6 protein-coding genes are annotated in these 4,966 nt (G+C 73.3%); all 6 read left to right on the plus strand.

Translation table 11 applies throughout. From position 1 onward, the window contains the following. Positions 1 to 1,004 (plus strand): hypothetical protein (locus tag MHW47_RS31765; RefSeq protein WP_239227322.1); only part of this gene is annotated, 1,004 nt, incomplete at its 5' end. Then, complete coding sequence (locus MHW47_RS31770; RefSeq protein ID WP_239227323.1) at positions 1,001 to 1,609, plus strand: hypothetical protein; 609 nt, start codon at positions 1,001 to 1,003, stop codon at positions 1,607 to 1,609. The genes MHW47_RS31765 and MHW47_RS31770, both read left to right, overlap by 4 nt. A 126-nt stretch (positions 1,610 to 1,735) precedes the next feature. Continuing rightward, the gene (locus MHW47_RS31775) at positions 1,736 to 2,428 is read left to right on the plus strand and encodes a spermidine synthase (protein WP_239227324.1); all 693 of its coding nucleotides are present in this window, start codon (positions 1,736 to 1,738) and stop codon (positions 2,426 to 2,428) included. 236 nt (positions 2,429 to 2,664) lie between these two features. Beyond that, positions 2,665 to 3,402, plus strand: a complete 738-nt coding sequence (locus MHW47_RS31780; protein ID WP_239227325.1) for a response regulator transcription factor — start codon at positions 2,665 to 2,667, stop codon at positions 3,400 to 3,402. Next, positions 3,399 to 4,475 carry a HAMP domain-containing sensor histidine kinase gene (locus tag MHW47_RS31785; protein ID WP_239227326.1) on the plus strand — a complete coding sequence of 359 codons (1,077 nt, stop codon included), beginning with the start codon at positions 3,399 to 3,401 and terminating at the stop codon, positions 4,473 to 4,475. The genes MHW47_RS31780 and MHW47_RS31785 overlap by 4 nt, the downstream gene beginning before the upstream one ends. A 257-nt stretch (positions 4,476 to 4,732) precedes the next feature. Then, positions 4,733 to 4,966, plus strand: a 234-nt coding sequence (locus MHW47_RS31790) for a hypothetical protein (protein WP_239227327.1), incomplete at its 3' end; no start/stop codon positions are given.

Consider the following 4,966-nt stretch of genomic DNA (forward strand, 5'->3'; position numbering starts at 1 on the left):
GGTCGCGGACGGCGTCCGCCGTGCTGCCGGTCGCCCTGTGGGCGCTCGCCGGGTACGCCGTGGCGCTGGCCGCCTCGCTGCTGGCGACCTGGCCCTACGCGGGCGGCGGCGGCCCGTCACCGTCCGTCGCGGTGGCGGACGGCGCATTCCTGGCGGCTGCGGCACTGGCCGGGTTCACCGGGGGCGTGCTCTGCCGGTGGCGGCTGGCCGCGCCCGTCGTCGCCGCGCTGATGTATCTGCTCCTGGGTGTGCCCACGTACACCGACTCCGCCGCGCGGTACCTCGATCCGGCGACGGAGACACCGCTGGAGAACCAGCTGCCGGTGTGGTGGTACGCGCCCGCCATGGCGCTCTGGACCTGCGGGCTCGCGGTCGCCGCGCTCACCGCCGTCGTGGCCCGGCGCCGGCTCGCCGCCGTCGTACCGCTCGCCGCGGCCGCCGCCGTCGCCCCGCTCATCGTGTCCGCGGGCGACGGGCTGTTCCGGGACGACTCGGCGGCCGGCCGCCTCGTCTGCACGGAGGGCAGCCCGCAGATCTGCCTGAGCGGGCGCCAGGAACATCTGCTGCCCCAGGTCGCGGAGGCGTTGTCGGGGCTGACCGGGAGGCTGGAGGGAGTGCGGGGCGCGCCGAAGCGTTACGTCGACCGGCTTCCCGTGCGCAACGCCGACGAGGCGTGGATGCCCACCCCGAACACCGGCTGGTACCTCTTGCGCGGGCGGCTGAGGCACACCGGGGACTACGCCTGGCAAGTGGGCCTCAATCTCGCGCACCGGGAGTGCCGTGACGCCGACGCCACGGACGACGACGGCAGCCCCTCGTGGGAGACGGATGTCGCTGTCGCCACCTGGCTCGCCGGGCCCGAGGGCGCACTGCCTCCCGGCGCCGAGAAGTCCCCCGAGCTGCTCCGCCTCGAAGCCATGCCCGACGCCGAGCGCCGCGCCTGGCTGGGCCGGTTCATGACCACGCGCGCGAGCTGCGACCCCGCCGAGGTGCCGGCCCTGTGAACCGTCACGCCGCTTCCCTCTACGTACGCTCGCGCGCCCTCCCCCGTACCGCCGCCGTGCTGGCCGGGGTCGTCCTGCTCGCCGCCTGGGCCGCCCACTGGCTCGTGGCTCAGCCGAACTTCGACCACCGGGCCCGGGTGCCGGTCCTGGTCCTCGCCCCGCTGCTGGCCGCGTCGGCCATCGGCACGAGCCTGTACGCGGCCGCCGACGAGCTGGACCGGACGGCGGTGCGGCGCTGGTGGCCCCGGCGGCTGCTGCACCTGCTGGCGCTCGCCGTCCCGGCCGGGGCGGCCCTCGCGCTCGCCGTCCCCGGACATCCCGAGGTCTTCGGCGCACCGGGCATGATCCGCAACGTGCTCGGGGCGACCGGGGTCACCGCCGCGTCGGCCGCCCTCATCGGGGCGCGGCTCAGCTGGCTGCCGATGACCGTCTACGGCGGCGCCGTCTACCTGGCCGCCCCGCGCACGCCGGGCGGCGCGGCCTCCGTGTGGGCGTGGCCCATGCAGCCGGGGCCGCAGGACGGGGCGTGGCTGACGGCGTCGGCGCTGTTCGCCGCGGGCACCGTGCTGTACGCGGTGCTTGGGGCGCGCCGCGAGCGGGGCTGATCCGGGGCGCCGGGGCCCGCCGGAGGCCCGGGGCCCCGTCGCACAGGTGACGCACTGGCCCCGGCCCGCCCCGGCGCGACAGGATGGCCGGGACGACATCGACCCCGGCCACCGGAGATCAGTGCCATGCGCCACACGTTCGGCCCCGACGCCGACGCCCCCGTCACCCTGGACCGCCGCGAGGGACCGTACGGCGAGGTGGTCCTGCGCGGGCGGGGTGAGGACTTCGAGATCATCGCCAACGGCTGCTTCCTGATGGACACCTCGGACGGGCGGTCCGAACGGCTGCTGATCGACGCCGCGCTCGCCGCGCTGCCGGCCGGCCGCGTCGCGCCCTCCGTGCTCATCGGCGGGCTCGGGGTGGGGTTCTCGCTGGCCCGGGCCGCCACCGACGCCCGCTGGGGCCGGATCGTGGTCGCCGAGCGGGAGGAGGCGATCGTGGGCTGGCACCTGGACGGTCCGCTGGCCGCGATCTCCGGACCGGCGCTCGCCGATCCGCGCACGGAGATCCTGACGACCGACCTCGTCGCGTACCTGGGCACGACTACGGACCGTTACGACGCTCTGTGCCTCGACATCGACAACGGGCCGGACTGGACCGTCACGGACGACAACGGGAACCTCTACTCCCCCGCGGGTCTCGCCGACTGCCGGGCGCGGCTGAATCCGGGCGGCGTGCTCGCCGTGTGGTCCGCACAACCGTCCCCCGCGTTCGACCAGGCCCTACGGAATGCCGGATTCCAGGGGGTAAGGACGGAAGAAGTGGGCGTTGCCCGAGGTGTGCCCGACGTGGTCCATCTCGCACTTCGCGCGGACTGACATCCCCCCGCCGGGTATCGGAAAGGCCCCGGCACTCGGGGTTCAAGCGCCACAAGCGCGACAGTCCGGCCGGCCCCGGCGGCCCGCCGGAGCGCTCCGGACTTGCACCCTGCGTAGCCGGAAACCCTCCGCTGCCTCTACGCTGCTGAGCGATAGCGGGATCACCCACGAAATTCACGAGCGAAAACCGTACGTCCGGGGGAATGGCCTCCGTGAGAACGGGCAGGGGCGGGGCGATGGAACAGACACACACCACCCACAGCGGCGTGACGGCCACCCCTGGCGCGCAGCGCCGCGTGCTGGTGGTCGAGGACGACGCGACGATCGTGGACGCCATTTCCGCCCGGCTGCGGGCGGAGGGCTTCCTGGTCCAGACCGCCCTCGACGGTCCGGCCGCCGTGGACGCCGCCGAGGCGTGGCAGCCGGACCTGATGGTGCTCGACATCATGCTGCCGGGCTTCGACGGGCTGGAGGTGTGCCGCCGGGTCCAGGCCCAGCGGCCGGTGCCGGTGCTGATGCTGACCGCGCGGGACGACGAGACGGACATGCTCGTCGGCCTCGGGGTCGGCGCCGACGACTACATGACCAAGCCGTTCTCGATGCGGGAGCTGGCGGCCCGGGTGCACGTGCTGCTGCGCCGGGTGGAGCGGGCCGCGCTCGCGGCCGTGACCCCGCGCAGCGGGATACTCCGTCTCGGTGAGCTGGAGATCGACCACGCGCAGCGCCGGGTGCGGGTCCGCGCCGAGGACGTCCACCTCACCCCGACCGAGTTCGACCTGCTGGTCTGCCTGGCGAACACGCCGCGCGCGGTGCTCTCCCGCGAGCAGCTGCTCGCCGAGGTGTGGGACTGGGCGGACGCCTCGGGCACCCGGACGGTGGACAGCCACATCAAGGCGCTGCGCCGGAAGATCGGCGCGGAGCGCATCCGTACCGTGCACGGCGTGGGCTACGCGCTGGAGACCCCCGCGCCATGAGCGCGCCCGGACCGGGGCTGCGGCCGTTCTCGATCAAGGCCAAGCTGGGCACCCTGGTGGTGGTGTCGGTCTTCATCACGACGGGGCTGCTCATGGTGGCCCTGCGCACCCGGACCGAGCTGCGGTTCATCACCGTGTTCTCGGTCATCGCGACCCTGCTCATCACCCAGTTCGTGGCGCACGGCCTGACCGCGCCGCTGGACGAGATGCGCGCGGTGGCCCGGTCGATCTCGCACGGTGACTACACCCGGCGGGTCAACGGGGCGGACCGGCGCGACGAGCTGGGGGACCTGGCGCAGACCATCAATCTGATGGCGGACGACCTGGCGGCGGTGGACCGGCACCGCAAGGAGCTGGTGGCCAACGTCTCGCACGAGCTGCGGACGCCCATCGCGGCGCTGAGAGCCGTCCTGGAGAACGTCGTGGACGGGGTGTCCTCGGCCGACCCGGAGACGATGCGCACGGCGCTGAAACAGACGGAGCGGCTCGGCAGGCTGGTGGAGACGCTGCTCGACCTGTCCCGGCTGGACAACGGCGTGGTCACGCTGAAGGCGGGCCGCTTCGAGGTGTGGCCGTATCTCTCGGGGGTCCTCAAGGAGGCGAACCTCGCCGCCGCGCACCGCCGGCTCTCCTCGGGGTCCGGGAACCACTCGCGTACGGACGTCCATCTGCACCTGGACGTGTCGCCGCCGGAGCTGACCGCGCACGCGGACGCGGAGCGGCTGCACCAGGTAGTGGCCAATCTCATCGACAACGCCGTCAAGCACAGCCCGCCGCACGGCCGGGTGACGGTGCTGGCCCGGCGCGGCCCGCAGCCGGAGTCCCTGCACCTGGAGGTCGTGGACGAAGGGCCGGGCATTCCGGAGTCCGAGCGGCACCGTGTCTTCGAGCGCTTCAACCGGGGCGAGGTGGCCTCCCCGCACGGTCCGGGGAGCGACGGCGGGACGGGTCTGGGGCTGGCGATCGCGCGCTGGGCGGTGGATCTGCACGGCGGCCGGATCGGCGTGGCCGAATCCGCTCGCGGCTGCCGCATCCGCGTCACTCTTCCGGGGATTCCTCAACCGCGAGGTTGACATAGGGTTCGAACCGGAAGGGCGCGTTCTGCGTGTTCTGTGCACGGGGTACGGTCCAGGGGGCGGCAGTTGCGGCCCCGCGTACCCGGAGCGAAGCGGAACCATGCTTGTTTCCCGCCATTTCCTGCGCCGAAACCCGGCTTTCGATGTGACTTGCACGACGAAGGCGTCCCCGGACTGCAGGGAACGGTCGCGGAGGCGTAGCCTTGATTCCCGCTGTCCATCACCTTGTGAAGCGGAAGAGGGCGGTTGCCGCCGTGTCGTCTCAGTCCCCCAGTAACTCGAGCATCTCGACCGATCAGGCCGGTCCGGGCACCAACCCGGCCGCCGCCTTCGGCGCCAATGAGTGGCTCGTCGACGAGATCTACCAGCAGTACCTCCAGGACCCGGATTCGGTCGACCGCGCCTGGTGGGACTTCTTCGCCGACTACAAGCCGGGCAAGACCGGCACGGCGGACAAGACCGGCGCCGCAGCCGCGGGGGCTGCAGCG

It is taken from the genome of Streptomyces sp. OfavH-34-F, from assembly GCF_022347745.1.
Lineage (GTDB): Bacteria > Actinomycetota > Actinomycetes > Streptomycetales > Streptomycetaceae > Streptomyces.

Excerpts from the sequence above, each read along its gene's own strand:
- MHW47_RS31780 (WP_239227325.1), top strand. The coding sequence starts at position 2,665 with ATGGAACAGACACACACCACCCACAGCGGCGTGACGGCCACCCCTGGC.
- MHW47_RS31775 (WP_239227324.1), top strand. The coding sequence starts at position 1,736 with ATGCGCCACACGTTCGGCCCCGACGCCGACGCCCCCGTCACCCTGGAC.
- MHW47_RS31785 (WP_239227326.1), top strand. The coding sequence starts at position 3,399 with ATGAGCGCGCCCGGACCGGGGCTGCGGCCGTTCTCGATCAAGGCCAAG.